Genomic DNA, 19866 nt, shown 5'->3' with positions numbered 1-19866 from the left:
GGTGCGGTCGCGGCGACCCCGCACTGGCCTCTCCGCGATTTACCGCGAAGACACGCCCGCTCTCGAAGACGGCGAGGCGGTCGCCCATCTCGTCGACAAGGCGCGGGCGCTCCATCCGAACGGCGACCGGCCGATGGCGCCCGCCGACGTCCACGACCCGTCGCTGGGCGACCGCGTCTAGCTCGCAATCGTTGCGCGTTCCGAGGGGCATTGACGCGGCATCCGCACCTTGGGATGCTGACCACGTCACGTACGACGCTGGGGACGAAGGTGATCACTGTGGCCATATCCGCGCGAGCCACTCAGGCGAAGGGCGCTGTGGACGTCGTCACGACGTTCCTCGCACGGATCCGGGCGCTCGCGGATGACCCCGACGCGCTCGATCTGACGTTCGGCAATCCGCACGAGATGGCGCTGCCCGGGTTCACGGCGGCGCTGCGGGCACACGTCGAGCCCCGGTCGGCGGACTGGTTCGGGTACAAAGCGAGCGAACGACCCGCGCAAGAAGCGGTGGCCGCAGGGCTGAGCGCCGAGCTCGGACTGCCCTTCGAGCCCGAAGACATCGCGATGACGCAGGGAGCCTTCGGTGCGATCTCGCTGGCATTGGCTCTCTTGACGGATGCCGCCGACGAAGTCGTCATCCCCGTCCCGGGCTGGTTCTGCTACGAGCCCATGCTCCACGCCGTGAACCTCGTCCCGGTGCGTGCTCCGCTGGAACCGGTGAGCTTCGACCTGGACGTCGACGCGATCGCGAGGGCGATCACGCGCCGGACGAGGATCGTGATCGTCAACTCCCCCGCCAACCCCACCGGTCGCGTCTACTCGAAGCAGGAGTGGGAGTCCCTCGCCGCAGTACTCGAGGAAGCGTCACGCACCCACGGCCGCCGAATCTGGCTGATCTCGGACGAGCCGTACCGGCGCGTTCTCTTCGACGACGTGGAATTCGCCAGTCCCGCCGCGTCCTACCCGTGGACCGTCATCGACTACAGCTACGGGAAGGTGCTGCTGGCACCCGGCCAGCGGCTGGGCTACCTCGCGCTTTCGCCGCTCATCCCGACCCACGAGCGTGAGGAGCTTCGCGATGCACTCATGCCGCTCGGGCTTGCGATCGGGTGGGGATTTCCCGATGCCGTCATGCAGTACTCGGTGCCGGAGTTCGAGACGCTCACGATCGATCTGGCCGAGCTCACCCGCAAGCGGGACCGCCTCTACGCAGCCTTGACGGATGCGGGGTTCGAGATCACGCGCCCCGAAGGCACGTTCTACCTCTGGGGGCGTGCACCCGGCGGCGACGCGATCGCATTCTGCGACGCGCTCGCAGAGCGAGGCGTCTATGTGATGCCCGGGACGCTGTTCGACCAGCCGCAGCACTTCCGCATCTCGTTGACGGCGACGATGGAGATGATCGAGGCGGCCCTCCCCCACCTCGTCGAGGTCGCGACCGCGAGCCGCGGGGCGGCCGCGTAGACACGGCACGTCCCCGTTGCCGGCCGGCACCGGCTACGCAGGTCCGCGCGCGTCGAGCGCGGATTGGATGTCGCGGATGATCCTGCCGAGCGCGCCGGAGGCCAGCAGGCCCGCACCGAGCGGGCCGGCCGAGTCCTCTCCGAGCGCGGGCAGGCGCCGCAACGCGTCAGCAACGTCGTTCGGCATGTGCTGCAGCTGCCACCGCACCTCCTGATCGGTGGCCTCCGGTCGGGACGGTTCGGCAAGACCGGCCGCCTTCGCTGCGTAGGCGGCGGCGCCCAGGGCGTGTGCCCCCATGTGCGCCACGCCGGCTGCTTGCGCCGCGGACCGCGCCGCCGCCGCGCCGACGTTGCTCACGCCGCGCGCCGCCCGGCCGGCGACGAAGCGACGGCGGATCTCGCCCGCGGCGCCGAGGTCGCCCCGCGCGAAGGCCCGGGCGCGCGCGATCGCCTCGCGTGGTCGGTCGTCGTCTGGGACCTCGGCCTCGAAGAGGGGCAGCACCCGCTCCGCGCAGTCCGCCGCCCACGCAGCGACCGTCCGGCGATCGGCTTCACTCAGGGTCTGCGGCGAACTCACTCGGCGGATCCTCGCCGGCCGCGGCGCTCAGCGCGCGTCCGCGCGTTCCTGTGGGCTGCCTGCAGCAGCGCGATCACCGCTGCTCCGGTCGCACCGCCGGGATTCACCACCGATATCCACCCCACCGTGCCGTAGAGGGGGTGCCGGAAGAAGGCATCGGCATCGGCCGGCGTGGCATCCTTCACGGCGAGCTCCGCGGCGCGCTCCTGCCCCACGTGGATGTTCACGCGGAACCGATCGGGCGCGCCGTCGAGGTTGGACGAGCGGTCGTCGGGATAGTCCTTCGTGATGATCGTCCCGTAGGGCTGCGTCCGCTCGGGCATCACCCCATCCGGTGCGTAGTAGAAGAACGCATCCCCCCATGCGAGCTCCGGGTACGAACCCGACTCGTCAGGCAGCACCACGAGCGCTCCGTCGAGCGAACGGACGGCATCCACGATCTCTTGAAACTCCATTCCTCCATGCTCGCCTTCATGTGCTTATGTGGACTTTGGCGAGGATCTCTCCCAAGAATCCGAGGTATCGCGATGTCAAACCCTCCAGAGCGGATGCTGACGACCGCGGCTGTGGGCCTGCTGGTGGGCTACTCCGCCCAGCAGGTGCGCGACCTCGAGCGCCTCGGGGTCATCCCGCGTGCGCAGCGCGCGCCGAACGGTTACCGCGGCTACCACGAACGCCATGTCACGGCACTGCGGGCCTACCGCGCGGTCGCCGCAGCGATCGGGCCGGTGGCCGCCCGGCGGATCCTCCCCGTGGTGGTCACCGGCACGGTGGAGGACGCGGCCGAAGCAGTCGACGACCTGCACGCTGCGATTGCGCGCGATCGCGCTGATGTGCGGGGTGCCCTGCGCGCCCTGGTCTCGGTCCTGGCCGACCCGACAGACGAGTCCGACGAACGCGACGTCATGACGATCGGAGAGCTCGCCGATGCCCTGGGCCTGCGACCGTCCGCGCTGCGGCACTGGGAAGACCACGGTCTCGTCCGCCCTGCCCGCGCGGGCGCCGCTCGCCGGTACCGTGCACGCGCGATCGCCGAAGCCCGCGTGGTCGCGGTGCTTCGTGCGGGCGGCTACGGCATCCCGCACATCTCTCGCGTGCTCGACCAGTGGCGAACGCACGGCCTGACCGCTGAGGCGCGGGACCTTCTCGACGCCCGGCTCTCAGACCTCACGCGCCGCAGCATCCGCTTGCTGGAAGGCGCCGGCCACCTGCATGCCCTGCTCGACGCGCGTCAGGTGGAGCCAGCACGCCAGTAGCGCCCTCAGCTCGATGTCAAGCCCGCGACCGTCGACACCGCACGAGCGATGCTGAGGTCGATGCGAGGAGGAACGATGACCAATGCGAGCCGAGACGACGCGCACGGACCGATGGGGCTCCCCGATGAGCAGCCCACACAAGACCCGACCGACCTCACCAACCAGCCGGCCCTGCAATCGGGCGCGGCGTCGCGCTGGCTGGATCTACATCGTCGAGTCGACCCGGCTGCCCTGGACGTGACCGCATGTACAGCCTTGGGGCCGGCACTCAGTCCCAGTCGAGGTATTCCTCAATGACGACCGCCGTCTGGATGGGGTGCGTGAGCGGGAACAGATGACCCGCTTCGGGGATGCTGGTGACACTGGCGCGATCGACGGCGGTGGATTGCAGGCGCTCGCCGTTGGCCGGCGGCGTGACGTCGTCATCCGTCCCCTGGATGATCAGGACCGGAATGGCCGGTGGCAGCGGAATCTGCTCGTCCTGCACCCCGAGCAGCAGCAGGCCGTTCACCCGGCCGGTCTGCGCGGCGGCGAACGCCCGGGCGACCGTGCCGCCGAACCCGTGGCCGCCGATCCAGGTGTGATCCAGACCGAGATGGTCGAGTACCGCCGCGATGCTGCTCACCCGCTCGTTCAGCGCCGCCGGCTCGGCTGAGGGCCCCGACGCGGTCGGGGTGCTGATGCGCACGACCCGGAACCCGGCCTCCTCGGCGAGATAGTGCCCCACGACGCCGAGGGCGTCCCGTTCCAGGCCCGGCTCGGGAATGAGCACCAGAGCGACCGGCCCCTCGCCCTCATCGACATAGCGGATCGCGCGGCCGTCAGGCTCGAAGATCTGGGTTTCGGTCATGACGGAGAATCCTCTCGCGTAGGGACGTGCGGGGGTTAGACGTTGAAGCGGAACTCGACGACGTCGCCGTCCTGCATGACGTAATCCTTGCCCTCGAGACGGGCCTTGCCTTTCGCGCGGGCCTCGACGACCGAGCCGGTCGCGACGAGATCGTCGAACGAGATGACCTCGGCCTTGATGAAGCCCTTCTCGAAGTCGGTGTGGATGACGCCGGCCGCCTGCGGCGCCTTCCAGCCCTTGCCGATCGTCCACGCGCGTGCTTCCTTCGGCCCGGCGGTCAGGTAGATCTGCAGTCCGAGGGTGTCGAACCCGATGCGCGCGAGCTGGTCCAGACCCGACTCCTCCTGGCCCGTGGAGGCAAGCAGCTCGGCGGCGTCCTCCGGGTCGAGGTCGATGAGCTCGGACTCGATCTTCGCGTCGAGGAACACGGCCTGCGCGGGCGCCACCAGCGCAGCTAGTGCAGCCTTTCGCTCGGCATCCGTCAGCACGGCCTCGTCGACGTTGAAGACGAAGATGAACGGTTTCGAGGTCAGCAGGCCCAGCTCGCGGATCGGCCCGAGGTCGATGCCGGATGCCGACAGCAGCTCGCCGCGCTGCAGCGCTTCCTGCGCTGCCTGCGCCGTCGAGAGCACCACCGGATCGAGCTTCTTGCCCCTGACTTCCTTCTCGTACCGCGTGATCGCCTTCTCGAGGGTCTGAAGGTCGGCGAGCTGCAACTCGGCGTTGATCGTCTCCATGTCGCTCTGCGGGTTCACTGCGCCCTCGACATGGACGACGTCGTCGTCGTCGAATCCGCGCACGACCTGGGCGATGGCATCCGCCTCACGGATGTTCGCGAGGAACTGGTTCCCCAGTCCCTCCCCCTCGCTGGCGCCGCGCACGATGCCCGCGATGTCGACGAACGACACTGCGGCGGGCAGGATGCGCTCGGAGTGGAAGATCTCGGCGAGCTTCGCCAGTCGCGAGTCAGGGAGGTTGACCACCCCGATGTTGGGCTCGATCGTCGCGAAGGGATAGTTCGCCGCGAGCACCTGGTTCTTGGTCAGGGCGTTGAAGAGGGTCGACTTGCCGACATTCGGGAGACCGACGATTCCGATGGTGAGAGCCACGGGCATCCAGCCTACCCGGCGCCGGTGTCCGGGCCCGGCCGGTCAGCGCGGATCCACCACTCGCGGGCACCGTCCGCCGCGAGCGCACGCCACTCGCGAGCGACCTTCGCCGCGAATGCCGTCAGCTGCGGATGCCGCGATAGGCGCGCGTCACGTAGGGGATGTCGACGACCTCGGCGCCCGTCTCGTCCCGGCGTCGCTGCGCATCGAAGAGATCCCCGACGGCGGTCAGTATCCGCGTGCGTTCCTGGATCGAGGCCGTGATGATGTAGCTGCGCGACGACACCATGTCGAGGAACGCCGACCGCCCGAGCGTGCGCGTCCATTCCCACCTGTGCTCTTCGAGGGGACCGATCGGCGCGGCGACCTGCGCGTCGCCGTCGGCGAGCATCGTCTCAGCGTGACTGCCGTGCATCACCCGGGTGAGCTCCGCGATCCACGGGACAGTCTCGTCGCGGATGTTCCACACCAGCCCCAGCACACCCCCGGCCCGCAGGACCCGTCCGGCTTCCTCGGACGCGGCCACGACATCGACCCAATGCCACGCCTGGCCGAGCAGCACCGCGTCGAGCGACGCGTCGGGCAGCGGCATGCGCTCGGCCTGTCCCACGAATGTGGGCACACCGTGGACGTGTTGCCTCAACTCCGCGAGCATGCTCGGGTCGGGGTCGATCGCGACCACGTCCGCTCCCGCCTCGACGATCGTGCGGGTGAGCTTGCCGGTTCCGGCACCGACATCGGCGACACGCAGAGCGCGATCGTGCTGCCGGACCGGCGCGAGCATCCACTCCACGGCTTCACGCGGATAATCCGGTCGCCCCGACTCGTAAGCCCCGGCCACAGCACCGAACGACACCGACATCTCTTCGCGGCTGCTCATGACTCGAGCCTATGACGCTGCCACCGAGCCACGCCGAGCACGGCGCGCCTGACACGGCGATCCCTGACGCCGGGTGAGTCTGATGGGGTGCCACTGGATTTCACCGCGATCGACTTCGAGACGGCGAACTCCAGCAGCGCCTCAGCGTGTGCCGTCGGGCTCGTGCGCGTGCGCGACGGCGAAGTTGTCGACAAGACCGGGTGGCTGATCCGTCCGCCGGCGGGACACGACGTGTTCTTCGAACTGAACACCCGTATCCACGGAATCCGAGCCGAGGACGTCGTCCATGCACCGACGTGGACCCAGCAGCTGGGCGCTCTCACCGCGTTCGCCGGCGATGACGTTCTGGTCGCCCACAACGCCGGCTTCGACATGTCTGTCATCAAGCGCGCGTGCGACGCCACCGGCGACGAGTGCCCTCCATACCGCTACGCCTGCAGTCTGCAGGTCGCGCGCAAGGTGTACCAGCTGGACTCCTATCGCCTGCCGTTCGTCGCCGCCGAGGCGGGGTTCCCCGACTTCGCGCATCACAACGCCACCGCGGACGCCCTCGCCTGCGCACACGTCATGATCGACGCGGCGCGACGGCTCGGCTCTGACGACGTCGACGCGCTCGTCGATGCCGCCGGTGTGAGAGTTTCGCAGATCCTCATCGCCGCGGCTCCGGCCGTCTCCTTCGCCTGATCGGGGTTTCCGCGGCCCGTCGCGGGCGCCGTCGCCGGGCGTGACGTCCCGGCGATGTCGGCGGCCCCGGGCATCCTGGGACTATGGACGCCCTCCTCATGTCGATGCTCGCGATCGCGACGCTGGTGCTCGGCGCGTTCGCCGGCTGGACGGCGGGCCTCGCCCGAGGCGCCGCACGGGCCGCCCGCGAGACGGCAGACCTGCGTGCCCGGTTGGCCGCATCCGAGGCTGCGCACCAGGGCGTGCAGGCCCAACTCGACCACCAGCACCTGCTGTACCGCGAGCTGGCGTCGCAGGCGCGGCACGACCAGGCCTCGCGCGAGGAGCGGGAGCGTCGCGAGCAGTCCGTGCTGCGCGCGCTGGCCCCCGTGCAGGAGACACTCGCCGCGATGCACCACAAGGTCGATGAACTCGAACGCGACCGGCACACCCAGTTCGGCACGCTGGCAGAGCAGTTGCGTCGCGCCCACGAGTCCGACGAAGCGCTGCGTGCGACGACGGAGTCTCTCGCCGGAGCACTCCGCTCGGGTGCGACGAGAGGCGTGTGGGGAGAGACACAGCTGCGTCGCGTCGTCGAAGCGGCGGGCCTGACCCACCACGTCGACTTCGACCTGCAGGCATCCATCACCTCCGACGCGGGGGCCGGGCGCCCCGACATGGTCATCCGCCTGCCCGGCGACAAGGCGATCGCCGTCGACGCCAAGGTGCCGCTGGACGCCTACCTCGAAGCCAGCGCGATCCCCTTCACTGCCCAGGGACCCGAGGCGGCCCGCCGCAGCGCCCTGCTCGGCAAGCACGTGAAAGCCGTCCGCTCACACGTGGACGCCCTCGCGCGCAAGACGTACTGGGCCGGTCTGTCGTCGAGCCCCGAGTTCGTCGTGTGCTTCCTCCCCAGCGAATCCCTGCTGGCGTCAGCGCTCGAAGAGGACCCGTCGCTGCTTGACTACGCCTTCGGCAAGCGCGTCGCCCTCGCGTCGCCGGTGAACCTGTGGGCGGTGCTGAAGACAGTCGCCTACACCTGGACCCAGCAGGATGTCTCCCAGGAGGCCCGCACGCTGTTCGAGCTGGGCAACCAGCTCTACGAGCGGCTGGGCTCGCTTGCCTCCCACGCCGACGACCTGCGGCGCGCGATCGAGCGGACAGTCGACAGCTACAACCGCTTCGCCGGCTCCCTCGAGACTCGGGTGCTGGTGAGCGCCCGAAAGTTCCCCGGCATCGATGCGACCAAGCTCGACACCGTGAGCGAGCCGGCGCCGATCGAGAAGGCACCGCGCCGGCTCACGGCTCCCGAGATGCTCGATCACACGCTCGAAGAACCGACGCGCGATCAGTCGCTGGGTGAGCCCATGGCAGCCGCGATCGCGGAGCTCGGCGAGGTGCGCGCTCGCATCGCCGACCCGAACGCCTAGTCCCGAGACGTCAGGCGCCGCCGGGAACGAAGCTCAGCAACAGGATCACGGCTGCGGAGAACCCCACGAAGGCACCGATCATCCACCACGCGCTGAGCTCGTGGCCCTCCTCGCGGCGAACCCGCAGCAGGACATCGGGGCGCCGAGCAGGATCGACGGCGTTCTTCACGACCGCGTTCTGCACGACGGCGTGAGCACCGGTCTGCGGCGATGACTTGCCCACCGTTGCGGACATCGACAACCCCCTGCGGAATGGGAAACAACGACGTGCCTCCCTGGACACGACTTCGATTCTGCCAGACATCCCTCCGCAACAGCGTCACGAATGGATCACATCAGCCCCAGCAGTCACAGCGGTCTCCTCCATCACATGAGGGTCCTCACATGACCTCTTGTCCAGGAGGTTCAGCTCGCGCCGCTCAGAGCCACTTCGACACGAGATGCTCCGACGTGATGCGGCGCAGCGTGCCGGATGCCCCACGCAACACGACGCTCTCGGTGTAGACGTATCCCCCCTCACGACGCACTCCTGCGACCAACTGGCCGTCGGTGACGCCGGTCGCGACGAAGATCGTGTTGTTGCCCCGCACGAGCTCGTCCGCTTCGTAAACGGTGCCGTCGAGCTTCAGGCCGGCGTCGATGCCCTTCTGCTTCTCGTCGTCGTCGCGCGGCCACAGGCGCCCTTGAATGTGCCCACCGAGCGCCTTGATGGCGCACGCCGTCACAATCCCTTCGGGACTGCCCCCGACACCGACGCACATGTCGGTGCGCGCGTTGTGGCGCGCGGCGTTGATGCCGCCGGCGACGTCGCCGTCACTCATCAGGCGCGTGCCGGCCCCCGCCTCACGGATCTCGGCGATCAGCTTCTCGTGACGGGGGCGATGCAGCACCGACACGACGATCTCGTCGACAGGCTTGCCGAGCGCCTTCGCCAGGAGCCGGATGTTCTCGCCGATGGGCAGTCGGATGTCGACGACGCCCACTCCGGCCGGACCGGTCACGAGCTTGTCCATGTAGAACACGCTCGAGGCATCGAGCATCGTGCCGTGATCCGACACGGCGATGACCGACAGTGCATTGTTCCGACCGGCTGCCGTCAGCGACGTGCCGTCGATCGGGTCCACCGCGACATCCGCCCGCGGCCCCCGCCCGTTGCCCACGCGCTCCCCGTTGAAGAGCATCGGGGCCTCGTCCTTCTCACCCTCCCCGATGACGATGGTGCCGTCGAAGTTGACGGTGGTGAAGAACGCGCGCATCGCGTCGACTGCCGCGCCGTCGGCGGCTTCCTTGTCGCCGCGCCCGATGAACGGGACAGCGCGAATCGAAGCGGCCTCCGTGGCGCGCACCAGTTCGAGTGCGAGGTTGCGGTCGGGTTGAAGGGGACTCATGTCCGCGGTCAGGCTCACCATGTCGGTCAGCCTAGCCAGCATGCCGCGCGAGGCGCCCGGCTTTCATGCCTGTCGCGACGAAGGAATCGCTGTTCTTTCGCCGGGGGCAGGACCACGTCATCCGGAGCCGTCCATGGATCGGGACGCCGGTCCAACCACCCGGCCTTCGCTAGGCTTCTCGTGAAGCTCGTCCCGACAGAACAGAACTAGGGAGCACCCATGCCCGTCGCCACCCCGGAGCAGTACGCCGACATGCTGGACCGCGCGAAGGCCGGTGGCTTCGCGTATCCCGCCATCAACGTCTCGAGCTCGCAGACGATCAACGCCGTCCTCCAGGGGCTCACCGAAGCCGGATCCGACGGCATCCTCCAGGTCACCACCGGCGGCGCCGACTACTTCGCGGGCCACACCGTCAAGGCGCGTGCCGCCGGCGCTCTCGCGTTCGCCAGGTTCGCCACCGAGGTCGCCAAGACCTACCCCATCACTGTTGCGCTGCACACCGACCACTGCCCGAAGGAAGCACTCCCGGGCTTCGTCATGCCCCTCATCGAGGCGTCGGAGGAAGAGGTCAAAGCGGGTCGCAACCCGATCTTCCAGTCGCACATGTGGGACGGCTCGGCCGTTCCCCTGGACGAGAACATCGAGATCGCCAAGGACCTGCTGCCCCGGCTGCGCAACATCAACGGCATTCTCGAGGTCGAGATCGGCGTCGTCGGCGGAGAAGAAGACGGCGTCACGCACGAAGGCTCGAACGAGGCGCTGTACACCACGGTCGCCGACGTCACGAAGGCCGTGGAGGCGCTGGGTCTCGGCGAGAACGGCCGCTACATCTCGGCCCTCACCTTCGGCAACGTGCACGGTGTGTACAAGCCCGGAAACGTCAAGCTGCGACCCGAGCTCCTCGGCGAGATCCAGGAGGGCATCGCCGCACGCTTCGGTACCGGTCCGAAGCCCCTCGACCTCGTCTTCCACGGCGGCAGCGGCTCGACCGACGAAGAGATCGCCCTCGCGGTCGCCAACGGCGTCGTGAAGATGAACATCGACACCGACACCCAGTACGCCTTCACCCGCTCGATCGCGGGCTTCATGTTCTCGAACTACGACGGGGTGCTGAAGGTCGACGGCGAGGTGGGCAACAAGAAGGCCTACGACCCGCGGGCGTGGGGCAAGATCGCTGAGTCGGCGATGGCGGTCCGCGTCGTCGCGGCCACGCAGCAGCTGGGCTCGCACGGCAAGAGCCTCGCCGCCTGATCAGTCGATACGGATGCCTCCGGCCCGAGCCCTCGCGGGCGTGGGCCGGGGACATCCGCCGCTTCGACCCGGGCGTCGCAAACCGTCACGGACCTCGGTAGACCTCGAGGATGGTGGGCGCTCCCGCTGGGCGATGAACGACCTCGATCCCGTCGCCCGCGCGGACGCGGCCCGTGCTCCGCACCCGGAGGTAAGGACCGAGCCGCCGGGCGTCCGAGAAGCGCCTCACCCAGCCACGCTCCTCCTCCCCGCCGACCCAGCGGGCGAACGTCTGGCACGGCGTGCGCGGCATCGTGACCTCGACTTCGACGCGATCCCCGATCCGCCACCGCTCCCCGATCAGTGCGGCGTTGACATCCAAGCCCTCGGTACGCAGATTCTCGCCGAAGAAACCCGCGGGCAGGGCACGGCCGAGCTCTTCTTCCCAGAACGCCGCGTCCTCGGCGGCATAGGCATAGAGCGCCTTGTCGAGGCCGCCGTGGTGCTTCCTGTCGGCCTGGACGTCCGCGTAGGCGCCGTACGTGCCGATCCGCACCGCCCCGTCGATCGCGGCCTTGTCGATCGCCGTCACGCCGACCGGACCGGCGTCCGGGTGAAGCCGGCTGACGGCGCAGATCGCAAGCAGGCAAGCCATCCCGTCATCCTATGCACGCACTGTGGTCTCCAGTCCGCTTGCACCTAGGGTTGCTCGCGTCAGCCCAGACTGCCGACCAGGGCGTCCCACGCGGCGGGATCGTTCATCAGCGGAACGACCATCAGCATGCCCGCCACGAAGACGAAGACGACGCCCGCGACCAGCGGGATCCACCACGACAGCCGGCGGCGGCTCATGTTCCACCAAGAGATCGCGGCGGTCGCGATCCAGCCGACCGTCAGCAGCAGTGCGGCGGCGATGCCCCACGGCCGGCCGGCTGCAGGGTCCGCCAGCTCGGCCTCGACGCCGAGGACCGTGAACATGGTGTCGGCGTACGCCGAGTAGTCGAGGAAGGCCGGGTACGACGAGATGACGTTCACCAGCCCGTACGCGAGCAGGGCGAACGTCACGATGCGGTCGACGGCTCGCCGCCGGGTCAGCGCCGCGTCAGCGGCGGGAGGAACATCCGCGCCGGCAGTCTCGGTAGCGGCGGGGCCGACGGGCGCGGCGACCGCGGGCGGCACTTCGACGGGGCGCCCGGTCTCGAGGGCGGCGGTCACGTCGGGCTGGCGGATGCGCGCGCGCTGCTCCTCGGGGGTGGCGTACTCACCGTACTGAGGTCTGGGTCGAGCACCCGGCTCGGGGGCGACGGCGTCGGTCACGCGCGGGCCCTCCCGCCCAGAGCGCGGTCGTCCCGCTTGCCCGCGGCATCCGTCCGCAGCTCTTTGGGGAGCGAGAACTGCAGGTCCTCCTCGGCAGTGCGCACCTCTTCGACGTCGCGGAACCCCGCGTTCGAGAGGTCTCGGAGCACCTCCTGCACCAAGACGTCAGGCACCGACGCACCGCTGGTGACGCCGACCGTCTCTACCCCGTCGAGCCACGCCTGCTCGATCTCGTCGGCGTAGTCGACCCGGTACGCGGCCTTCGCCCCGTACTCGAGCGCGACCTCGACCAGTCGCACACTGTTGGAGGAGTTCGCCGAACCCACGACGATCACCAGGTCGGCATCCTTGGCGACCTTCTTGATCGCGACCTGGCGGTTCTGAGTGGCGTAGCAGATGTCGTCGGAGGGCGGATCCTGCAATTGCGGGAACCGATCGCGCAGGCGCCGTACGGTCTCCATCGTCTCGTCGACCGACAGTGTCGTCTGCGACAGCCACACGACCTTCGACGGGTCGCGCACCACGATCGTGTCGGCCTCATCCGGCGAGTTCACGATCGTGACGTGCTCGGGTGCCTCACCGGCGGTTCCCTCGACCTCTTCGTGGCCCTCGTGGCCGATCAGCAGGATCTCGAAGTCGTCGCGCGCGAACCGCACGGCTTCGCGGTGCACCTTGGTCACGAGCGGGCATGTCGCGTCGATGGCGAGGAGCCCCCGATCGGATGCCGCGTTCACGACCGCGGGCGAGACCCCGTGTGCGCTGAACACGACGTGCGCACCCTCCGGCACTTCGTCGACCTCTTCGACGAAGATCGCGCCCTTGCTCTCGAGCTCGGTCACGACATGGATGTTGTGCACGATCTGCTTGCGCACGTACACCGGAGCACCGAAGCGCTCGAGCGCCTTCTCGACGGCGATGACGGCGCGGTCCACGCCGGCGCAGTACCCACGGGGCGAAGCCAGGAGCACCCGCTTGTGTCCGGGGACCGCGTTATTCTGGAGCGGTTCGCGCCGCCGCGGAATACGCGGGACGGGCATGCTCACGGATCTCGTACCCAAGGTGCCGGTGCTCACCCCACGAGTCTACGGGCGCACCCGTGGACGGGACCTGTGAGCGAGAGGACCGCATGACGACCTTCCAGCCCGCCGCGATCGCCGGCGAGCCGCCACCAGCCGACTCGGTGAAGCCCCGCGACTCCACATCCGACGCGCCGACATCGGTGGCGCGCCTGAACGACACCATCCGCGGATTCATCCAGAACTGGGGCTCGGTGTGGGTCGAGGGCGAGATCACGGCGTGGAATCAGCGCGGCGGCAACGTCTTCGGTCGCCTCAAGGACCTCGTCACGGACGCCACGATCTCGTTCCGGATCTGGTCGTCCACGCGCGACCGGCTGCCGGGCGATCTCAAGGTCGGCGATCACGTCATCGCGTGCGTCAAGGCCGACTACTTCAGCAAGACGGGCGACTTCAGCTTCAGCGTCTCCGCCATGCGCCACGTCGGGCTGGGCGATCAGCTCGAGCGCCTCGAGCGCCTGCGGGTGCAGCTGCGGGCGGAGGGACTGTTCGACCCGTCCCGCAAGAAGCCGCTCCCGTTCCTGCCCCACGTGATCGGGCTCATCACCGGCGAGAACTCCGATGCCGAGAAGGACGTTCACCGGAACGCCGAGCTGCGCTGGCCGCAGGTGCGCTTCCGCACCAAGTTCGCCGCTGTGCAGGGCGACCGGTGCGTGCCCGAGACGATCGCCGCACTCAAAGCCCTCGACGCCGCACCCGAGGTGGACGTCATCGTCATCGCCCGCGGCGGCGGCGACCCGCAGACCCTGCTGGGCTTCAGCGACGAGCGGCTGCTGCGCGCGGTCGCGGCGGCCACCACACCGGTGGTCAGCGCGATCGGGCATGAGAACGACCACCCGCTCCTGGACGACGTCGCCGATGTGCGCGCGTCGACGCCGACCGACGCGGCCAAGCGGGTGGTTCCGGATGTCGCCGAGCAGCGCGCGATCGTGGCGCAGCTGCGTTCGCGCCTGACTTCGCGCCTGACGCAGCGGCTCACGCACGACATCTCGCAGCTCGAGCAGCTGCGCTCCCGGCCGGTGCTGCGCGCGCCGGAGTCGCTGCTGACCTCGCGCTCGCACGAGATCGAGCTGCTCGCAGCCCGGGGCCGCGAGCGGGTGGACCGCGCGCTGGACGTCCAGGGGCGCCGTACCGCCGAGCTGCGCGCGACGCTCCGCGCGCTGTCTCCGGCGTCGACGCTGGCGCGCGGCTACGCCATCGCACACCTGGCGGACGGCGTCATCGTGCGCGATGCCGCGCAGGCTCCGGCATCCACGCCCGTCCTCGTGACCGTCGGCCGCGGTTCGTTCGCAGCACGTTCCGAGGGCCCGATCGAAGAGGCCGCCGCAGACGGACCCGCCGGAGCGCCGACGTAGGATGGAAGTCATGACCGAGACCAGCGGCGCCCCCACCGACGTCGCTTCGCTTTCGTTCGAACAGGCCCGCGACGAACTCGTCCGCGTGGTCGCCGAACTCGAGCAGGGATCGCCGACGCTCGAGCATTCCCTGGCGCTGTGGGAACGCGGCGAGGCTCTCGCGGCGCGTTGCGAGGAATGGCTGCTCGGCGCCAAGCGCCGACTCGAAGCCGCACGCGCCTCGACGCCTCGCGATGAAGGTGGCGAGGCCTGATGGCCCGCGATCCCCGCGTCGTCGCCGAGCTCGGCCGCCCGGAAACCCCGGACGAGACCGCCGCCCGCAAGGCCGAGTCCTCGCGGGTGTATCGGTCGAGCCAGAACACCCGCAACCTCGTCGCAGCGCTCCTGGTGACCCTCGCCGTGGTCGCCGTCGTCGTCTTCGCGGTGCCGCGTGGCACGCCTCCCGCACGCGAGCCGATCGACGTCGCCGCCGTCGCCGAACGTGTCGGGACCGCCGAGGGCCGCTCCCTGATCGCGCCGGAGCTGTCGGACGACTGGATCGTGAACAGTGCCGCTGTCGAAGACGAAGGCTCTTCGCGCGCATGGACCATCGTGATCGCCCCCGCTAACGAGGACGAGCCCGGTTTCCTGCGGGCGGCACAGGGCTTCGACGCCGATGAAGCCTGGCCCGCCCGCGTGCTGGCCGGTGCTGCGCCGGTCGACACCGTGACGATCGGCGGTGTCACGTGGGACCGCTACGAGCTGGAGCCGTCACGCCACGGCAAGCTCTCGGTCGCCCTGGCGGCGCCGGCGGGTGCTGACACCGTCCTGATCTACGGCACGGCCGACGACGACGCGCTTCAGGACGTGGCCGCCGCCGTCGCCGACGAGGTCACCGCGTTGCGAGAGGAATCGGAATGACCTCACCCTCGATCCCCGGAACCGAGTCCGCGCCCGCGAAGGCCTGGCGTGAGATGCAGCGCGGCAATGCCCGCTTCGTCGCCGGCGAGCCGCACCATCCGCGCCAGGATGTGGACCGCCGCCACGATCTGGCCGGCGGGCAGCGTCCTCGCGCGGCGTTGTTCGGCTGCTCCGACTCACGCCTGGCGGCCGAGATCATCTTCGACAAGGGGCTCGGCGACCTGTTCGTCGTGCGCAACGCCGGGCAGGTGATCTCCGACTCCGTCATCGGCAGCCTCGAATATGCCGTGGCCGTGCTGGAGGTACCGCTGATCGTCGTCCTCGGGCACGACGCGTGCGGCGCCGTACGCGCCGCGATCGACAGCACGGATCCGGATGCCGCTCCCCTGCCGCCTCACATCTGGCGGCTGATCTCCCCGATCGTCCCGGCGGTGCGCCGCGTGCAGCGGGCCGGCAAGGACCACGGGGTTACGACGAACGACATCGACGCCGAAGAGGTCGGGCGCGAGCACCTGCGCGACACCGTCGCCGAGCTGCTGCACTCGTCCGAGCTGATCAGCGACGCCGTTGCCGAAGGGCGCCTCGCGATCGTGGGCGCGAAGTACCGGCTCGCCGAAGGCACCGCGGTCCCCGATGTCATGCTCGGCATCGCCGGCCCGGTCTGAGCCCCCACCCCACCCGTACGAAACGTGAGGAACAACGACGTGACCGACATCGAGTACCGTATCGAGCACGACACCATGGGAGAAGTCCGCGTCCCCAAGAACGCGCTCTACGCCGCGCAGACGCAGCGTGCGGTGGAGAACTTCCCGATCTCGGGCGACCCGCTCGAGCCGGCCCAGATCGTCGCGCTCGCACGCATCAAGAAGGCGGCGGCACTGGCGAACAAGGAACTCGGCACGCTCGACCCGGCCGTCGCGGACGCGATCGCCGGCGCCGCCGACCGCATCATCGCGGGCGAATTCGCCGACCAGTTCCCGATCGACGTGTATCAGACCGGCAGCGGCACCTCGTCGAACATGAACATGAACGAGGTGCTCGCGACGCTGGCCACCCATTCTCTCGGCTCCCTCGTCCACCCCAACGACCACGTCAACGCGTCGCAGTCGTCGAACGACGTCTTTCCCACCTCGGTGCACATCGCCGTCACCCAGGAACTCATCGACGACCTCATCCCGGCTCTGGACCACCTCGCCGTCGCTCTGGAAGCCAAGGCCGAGGCCTGGAAGAGCGTCGTGAAGGCGGGTCGCACCCACCTCATGGACGCGACGCCGGTGACCCTCGGCCAGGAGTTCGGCGGCTACGCGCGTCAGATCCGCCTCGGCATCGAGCGGGTGCAGGCGGTGCTCCCCCGCGTGGCAGAGGTTCCGCTCGGCGGCACCGCCGTCGGGACCGGCATCAACACGCCGCTCGGGTTCCCGCAGCGCGTCATCGAGCTCATCGTGGCCGATACCGAGCTCCCGATCACCGAGGCCAAGGATCACTTCGAAGCGCAGGCGAACCGCGACGGCCTGGTCGAGGCATCCGGCGCCCTCCGCACGGTCGCGGTGTCGCTGACGAAGATCAACAACGACCTGCGGTGGATGGGCTCCGGTCCGAACACCGGCCTCGGCGAGCTACACATCCCGGATCTTCAGCCCGGATCGTCGATCATGCCCGGCAAGGTGAACCCCGTCGTGCCGGAGGCCACCCTCATGGTGTGCGCGAGGGTCATCGGCAACGACGCGACGGTCGCATGGGCAGGCGCATCGGGCTCGTTCGAGCTCAACGTCGCCATTCCCGTCATGGGCACCGCCGTGCTGGAATCCATCGAACTGCTCGCCAACGCCTCGCGCCTGCTCGCCGACAAGACGATCGATGGCCTCCAGGCCAATGTCGAGCGTGCGGCCGCATACGCCGGCATGTCGCCTTCGATCGTCACACCGCTCAACAAGCTGATCGGCTACGAGGCCGCCGCGAAGATCGCCAAGCACTCGGTCTCGAGGGGCATCACGGTCCGCGAAGCGGTCATCGACCTCGGTTTCGTGGAGCGTGGCGAGGTCACGCTGGAGCAGCTCGACGAGAAGCTGGACCTGCTCTCGATGACCCACCCCGGCTGATCGGCGCGACCGGCGAGATGCTCAGGGAGCTGCCGCAGAACGCGGCGGATCCGCCCCCGGTGCCGGACGCGCCTCTGCGGCGGGATAATCAGGAGGTGGCCCGCACCGCCCGTCCCATCCCCGCCCGTGTCAGGATCCTCGCGGCGATCCTCGCGGTGGCCTGCATCGGCCTTGCCATCGTGGGGAGCGTGACGTTCTGGATGCAGCGTGAGCAGGTCGTGAGGAGTGTGGACGACCGGCTGAAGAACCAGGTGCAATTCCTGCAGGGGCTCGCCCAACCGGATGACGCCGGGGAGGCCCCCTCCGGGGCCGAGGAGGCCACGGCCGAGGTCGACGTCGAGGACTACGTCACCGTCGACGACTACCTCAACGCGGTTGTCGCCCAGCTCGTTCCCGCCCGCAACGAAGCATCCCTGGCCCTCCTTGACGGAACTCCACGCTGGATTCCGGCGACGCTCTCGGGTTTCGACGTCTCTGAGAACCAAGAGTTCATCGACCGGATCGTGACCGAGACCCAAGGGGGCGAGACCCAGCGCGGCACCGCGGTCACCGACCAGGGGTCACTGCGCTACATCGCGATCCCCGTGACGATGCCCGGCGACCCGCAGCAGGGTCTGTATGTGCGCGCGATCGATCTGGGTGCCGAACTCGAGCCCGTCGCGATCGCGCTGACCACGTATGTCATCGCCGCGATCGCCGTGCTCGCTGCCATCGGCGTGGTCGGCTGGTTCGTCACGGGGCGCCTCCTGTCGCCCATTCGGCATCTGCGAGAGACGGCCGACGCGATCTCGATCACCGATCTGTCGCTGCGGCTGTCGCCCCAGGGAAACGACGACATCGCCGACCTGTCACGGACGGTGAACTCGATGCTGGACCGTCTGGAGGGCTCCGTCGACGTGCAGCGCCAGCTGCTGGACGATGTCCGCCACGAGCTCAAGACGCCGATCACGATCGTGCGCGGACATCTCGAGCTGATGAACCCCCGCGATGCCTCCGACGTCTCGGCAGCGCGCGAGATCGGAATCGCCGAACTCGACCGGCTGGCCCGGCTCGTCGAAGACATCGACCGGCTCGCCGCAGCGGAAGCCGACACCTATGCGACGCACGCCGTGGATCTCGGCGCCCTGACGGCGCGCGTGGGTGAGCTCGTCGCCGTCATACCGGGCCACGCCTGGACCGTGGAAGCCCACGCATCAGGGACGATCCTCGCCGACCACGACCGTCTTCTGCAGGCGTGGCTGCAGCTGGCCGACAATGCCGCGAAGTACACACCGCACGGCACGGCGATCGAGATCGGCAGTTCGCTGGATGCCGACGGCGCGCACCTGTGGGTGCGCGACCACGGCCCCGGCATCCCTCCGGCCGCTCGGCACCGCATCTTCCGCCGCTTCGACCGGGCACAGGGCAAGCGGACGGTCGGCGGGTCGGGCCTGGGCCTCGCGATCGTCGAAGCCATCACGAAAGGCCATGGAGGTCACTGCGCGGTCACCGACACGCCGGGCGGCGGAGCGACGTTCACGATCCATCTCCCCCCACACGAGGCGGAACTGCCGGCCCCGGTGCGAGCTGGGGACGTCGTACTGCAACGAGAGGCTTCCGGGTGACGAAGATCCTGATCGTGGAGGACGAGCCGCGCATCGCCTCGTTCGTCAGCCGGGGACTCGAAGCCGCCGGGTACGAGACCGTCGTGATCGAGGACGGGGCCGAGGCGCTCGCAGCGGCGCTGCGCGGCGACGCCGACCTGGTGCTGCTCGATGTCGGACTGCCCACCATGGACGGATTCGAGGTGCTGCGCGAGTTGCGGGCCCGTGGGTCGGTCGTCCCGGTCATCATGCTCACCGCCCGCTCGAGCACTCGCGACACCGTCGAGGGACTCGACGCCGGCGCGAACGACTACGTCCCGAAGCCGTTCGTGTTCGAAGAGCTCCTGGCTCGCGTACGCTCCCGCCTGCGCGAGACGGTTCCGCAGCCGGGCGTGTCGATCTCGCACGGTGACGTCGTGCTCGATGTCCTCGCGCGCCGTGCCAGCGTCGCAGGCAGGGAGGTAGACCTCTCCGCGCGCGAGTTCGCCCTCGCGGAGCAGTTCCTGCGCAACCCGGGGCGTGTCCTGAGCCGCGAACTGCTCCTCAGCCGCGTCTGGGGCATGGATTTCGATCCCGGCTCGAACGTCGTCGACGTGTACGTCCGGTATCTCCGCGGCAAGCTCGGCTCGGATCGCATCGTGACCGTGCGCGGCGCCGGCTACCGCTGGGAGTGATCCTCCCCTTCAC

General features: G+C 69.3%; 23 protein-coding genes. 13 read left to right on the top strand and 10 right to left on the bottom strand.

The features are described 5' to 3' along the window. Window position 1 precedes the first annotated feature (1 nt). Together K0817_RS14980 and K0817_RS14975 are read left to right on the top strand one after the other, a co-directional pair. Window positions 2–181 (top strand): hypothetical protein, encoded by a 180-nt coding sequence (locus tag K0817_RS14980; RefSeq protein WP_219982312.1) that lies wholly within the window; start codon window positions 2–4, stop codon window positions 179–181. A gap of 98 nt (window positions 182–279) precedes the next feature. Then, window positions 280–1467, top strand: a complete 1188-nt coding sequence (locus K0817_RS14975) for an aminotransferase class I/II-fold pyridoxal phosphate-dependent enzyme (RefSeq protein WP_253735415.1) — start codon at window positions 280–282, stop codon at window positions 1465–1467. A 33-nt stretch (window positions 1468–1500) separates the two neighbouring features. Here K0817_RS14975 and K0817_RS14970 read toward each other — a convergent pair whose 3' ends face one another. Both K0817_RS14970 and K0817_RS14965 read right to left on the bottom strand, forming a co-directional pair. Next, window positions 1501–2043, bottom strand: coding sequence for a putative immunity protein (locus K0817_RS14970; RefSeq protein ID WP_219982310.1), 543 nt, complete (start codon window positions 2041–2043; stop codon window positions 1501–1503). Next, window positions 2040–2498 (bottom strand): DUF6194 family protein, encoded by a 459-nt coding sequence (locus K0817_RS14965; protein WP_219982309.1) that lies wholly within the window; start codon window positions 2496–2498, stop codon window positions 2040–2042. Before K0817_RS14965 ends, K0817_RS14970 begins: the two co-directional genes overlap by 4 nt. A 72-nt stretch (window positions 2499–2570) precedes the next feature. Here K0817_RS14965 and K0817_RS14960 point away from each other — a divergent pair, with 72 nt between their 5' ends. Beyond that, window positions 2571–3299 (top strand): MerR family transcriptional regulator, encoded by a 729-nt coding sequence (locus K0817_RS14960; protein WP_253735414.1) that lies wholly within the window; start codon window positions 2571–2573, stop codon window positions 3297–3299. Between the two features lie 268 nt (window positions 3300–3567). Here K0817_RS14960 and K0817_RS14955 read toward each other — a convergent pair whose 3' ends face one another. The 3 genes from K0817_RS14955 to K0817_RS14945 form a co-directional block, all read right to left on the bottom strand. Further along, window positions 3568–4149, bottom strand: a complete 582-nt coding sequence (locus tag K0817_RS14955; RefSeq protein WP_219982308.1) for an alpha/beta fold hydrolase — start codon at window positions 4147–4149, stop codon at window positions 3568–3570. A gap of 35 nt (window positions 4150–4184) precedes the next feature. After that, window positions 4185–5258, bottom strand: a complete 1074-nt coding sequence (ychF, locus tag K0817_RS14950) for a redox-regulated ATPase YchF (RefSeq protein ID WP_219982307.1) — start codon at window positions 5256–5258, stop codon at window positions 4185–4187. A 121-nt stretch (window positions 5259–5379) separates the two neighbouring features. Beyond that, a complete protein-coding gene (locus K0817_RS14945) occupies window positions 5380–6138 on the bottom strand; it encodes a class I SAM-dependent methyltransferase (protein ID WP_219982306.1) in 759 nt (252 codons plus the stop codon). An 87-nt stretch (window positions 6139–6225) separates the two neighbouring features. Here K0817_RS14945 and K0817_RS14940 point away from each other — a divergent pair, with 87 nt between their 5' ends. Both K0817_RS14940 and K0817_RS14935 read left to right on the top strand, forming a co-directional pair. Then, the gene (locus K0817_RS14940; RefSeq protein ID WP_219982305.1) at window positions 6226–6822 is read left to right on the top strand and encodes an exonuclease domain-containing protein; all 597 of its coding nucleotides are present in this window, start codon (window positions 6226–6228) and stop codon (window positions 6820–6822) included. An 83-nt stretch (window positions 6823–6905) separates the two neighbouring features. Further along, window positions 6906–8231 (top strand): DNA recombination protein RmuC, encoded by a 1326-nt coding sequence (locus K0817_RS14935; RefSeq protein ID WP_219982304.1) that lies wholly within the window; start codon window positions 6906–6908, stop codon window positions 8229–8231. Window positions 8232–8241: 10 nt separating this feature from the next. On the opposite strand, the gene K0817_RS14930 is transcribed toward K0817_RS14935, so the two are convergent. Both K0817_RS14930 and glpX read right to left on the bottom strand, forming a co-directional pair. Further along, complete coding sequence (locus K0817_RS14930) at window positions 8242–8466, bottom strand: UDP-N-acetylmuramyl pentapeptide phosphotransferase (RefSeq protein ID WP_219982303.1); 225 nt, start codon at window positions 8464–8466, stop codon at window positions 8242–8244. Window positions 8467–8650: 184 nt separating this feature from the next. Continuing rightward, a complete protein-coding gene (glpX, locus tag K0817_RS14925) occupies window positions 8651–9640 on the bottom strand; it encodes a class II fructose-bisphosphatase (protein WP_219982302.1) in 990 nt (329 codons plus the stop codon). A gap of 198 nt (window positions 9641–9838) precedes the next feature. On the opposite strand from glpX, the gene fbaA reads away from it, so the two are divergent. Next, entirely contained in the window at window positions 9839–10870 is a 1032-nt protein-coding gene (gene fbaA / locus K0817_RS14920; protein WP_219982301.1) for a class II fructose-bisphosphate aldolase, read from the top strand. Window positions 10871–10955: 85 nt separating this feature from the next. On the opposite strand, the gene K0817_RS14915 is transcribed toward fbaA, so the two are convergent. Genes K0817_RS14915 through K0817_RS14905 form a run of 3 tightly spaced genes read right to left on the bottom strand, consistent with a single transcriptional unit; the run spans window position 10956 to window position 13203 of the window. Continuing rightward, the gene (locus K0817_RS14915) at window positions 10956–11504 is read right to left on the bottom strand and encodes an MOSC domain-containing protein (RefSeq protein WP_219982300.1); all 549 of its coding nucleotides are present in this window, start codon (window positions 11502–11504) and stop codon (window positions 10956–10958) included. Window positions 11505–11563: 59 nt separating this feature from the next. Next, window positions 11564–12166 carry a DUF6264 family protein gene (locus K0817_RS14910; RefSeq protein ID WP_219982299.1) on the bottom strand — a complete coding sequence of 201 codons (603 nt, stop codon included), beginning with the start codon at window positions 12164–12166 and terminating at the stop codon, window positions 11564–11566. Continuing rightward, complete coding sequence (locus K0817_RS14905; protein ID WP_219982373.1) at window positions 12163–13203, bottom strand: 4-hydroxy-3-methylbut-2-enyl diphosphate reductase; 1041 nt, start codon at window positions 13201–13203, stop codon at window positions 12163–12165. The genes K0817_RS14910 and K0817_RS14905 overlap by 4 nt, the downstream gene beginning before the upstream one ends. Window positions 13204–13292: 89 nt before the next feature. On the opposite strand from K0817_RS14905, the gene xseA reads away from it, so the two are divergent. The 7 genes from xseA (at window position 13293) to K0817_RS14870 (ending at window position 19853) form a co-directional block, all read left to right on the top strand. Continuing rightward, window positions 13293–14597: an exodeoxyribonuclease VII large subunit gene (xseA, locus tag K0817_RS14900; RefSeq protein ID WP_219982298.1), complete on the top strand. Its 1305-nt coding sequence runs from the start codon at window positions 13293–13295 to the stop codon at window positions 14595–14597. Between the two features lie 10 nt (window positions 14598–14607). Continuing rightward, window positions 14608–14850, top strand: coding sequence for an exodeoxyribonuclease VII small subunit (locus K0817_RS14895; protein ID WP_219982297.1), 243 nt, complete (start codon window positions 14608–14610; stop codon window positions 14848–14850). After that, window positions 14850–15497 carry a DUF4245 family protein gene (locus tag K0817_RS14890; RefSeq protein ID WP_219982296.1) on the top strand — a complete coding sequence of 216 codons (648 nt, stop codon included), beginning with the start codon at window positions 14850–14852 and terminating at the stop codon, window positions 15495–15497. The genes K0817_RS14895 and K0817_RS14890 overlap by 1 nt, the downstream gene beginning before the upstream one ends. Then, entirely contained in the window at window positions 15494–16162 is a 669-nt protein-coding gene (locus K0817_RS14885) for a carbonic anhydrase (protein WP_219982295.1), read from the top strand. Before K0817_RS14890 ends, K0817_RS14885 begins: the two co-directional genes overlap by 4 nt. 39 nt (window positions 16163–16201) lie before the next feature. Next, window positions 16202–17596, top strand: a complete 1395-nt coding sequence (locus K0817_RS14880) for a class II fumarate hydratase (protein WP_219982294.1) — start codon at window positions 16202–16204, stop codon at window positions 17594–17596. Between the two features lie 95 nt (window positions 17597–17691). Beyond that, on the top strand, window positions 17692–19200 hold the full coding sequence (locus K0817_RS14875) for a HAMP domain-containing sensor histidine kinase (protein WP_219982293.1): 1509 nt from the start codon (window positions 17692–17694) through the stop codon (window positions 19198–19200). After that, window positions 19197–19853 (top strand): response regulator transcription factor, encoded by a 657-nt coding sequence (locus K0817_RS14870; protein WP_219982292.1) that lies wholly within the window; start codon window positions 19197–19199, stop codon window positions 19851–19853. Before K0817_RS14875 ends, K0817_RS14870 begins: the two co-directional genes overlap by 4 nt. Window positions 19854–19866: the final 13 nt, after the last annotated feature.

Source organism: Microbacterium sp. HD4P20, assembly GCF_019449275.2.
GTDB lineage: Bacteria > Actinomycetota > Actinomycetes > Actinomycetales > Microbacteriaceae > Microbacterium.
This window is presented reverse-complemented; position numbering and strand designations above follow the sequence as displayed.